Origin of the sequence: Kitasatospora sp. MY 5-36 (assembly GCF_001182915.1) — a bacterium.
In the GTDB taxonomy this organism is placed as follows: domain Bacteria; phylum Actinomycetota; class Actinomycetes; order Streptomycetales; family Streptomycetaceae; genus Kitasatospora.
Map to the genome: position 1 here is coordinate 1 of NZ_LFVW01001409.1, position 602 is coordinate 602.

At 78.6% G+C, this 602-nt stretch carries 1 protein-coding gene; it reads left to right on the plus strand.

Annotated features, from left to right (window positions below; genetic code table 11):
- On the plus strand, nt 1-602 hold a 602-nt coding region (locus AE652_RS42700), incomplete at both ends, for a DUF4192 domain-containing protein (RefSeq protein ID WP_049661752.1).

Genomic DNA, 602 nt, shown 5'->3' on the forward strand with positions numbered 1-602 from the left:
AGTCGCAAGGCCATCATCGGCGGGCTGGACCCGGTCGGTCCGCCGGCGGACGCCGCCCAGTGCGAGGCGCTCTCCCGGGCCGAGGCCGTGGACGCCCTCGCCAGGGAGCAGCGCCTCGCCCTGCTCGACCAGGCCTTCGCCGAGTTCCGGGCCGGAGCCAGGGAACTCGACGCGGACCGGACGGCCCAGCTGCTGCTCGCCCTGCGGGACCGCCTGGTGCGGGACCGCGGCGTCGAGTACGCCAGGCCCGACGAGCTGGCCCCGGCCGAGCGGCTCTGGCGCTTCCTCGCCCGGCGGGCCGTGCCGCCGTACGAGGGCTGTGCGGTGGCCCCGCTCACCCTGCTGGCCTGGACGTCCTGGGTCGCCGGGGACACGGCGACGGCCCGGGTCGTGCTCGGGCACGTCCTGCGGCTCGCCCCGGGCTACCTGCTGGCCGAGCTGCTCTACGAGTCGCTCAACGACGGCATGACGCCCCAGGGGCTGCTGGCCGCCGTCGAGGCTCAGCGCCGGCGGCGCGAGGAGCCCGGGGACGCCACGGTCCCGGGCGAGGAGCCGCGGCCTCCGGCGGGCGGAGCGCCGAACGCCGAGGCGCCGCCGCCCGC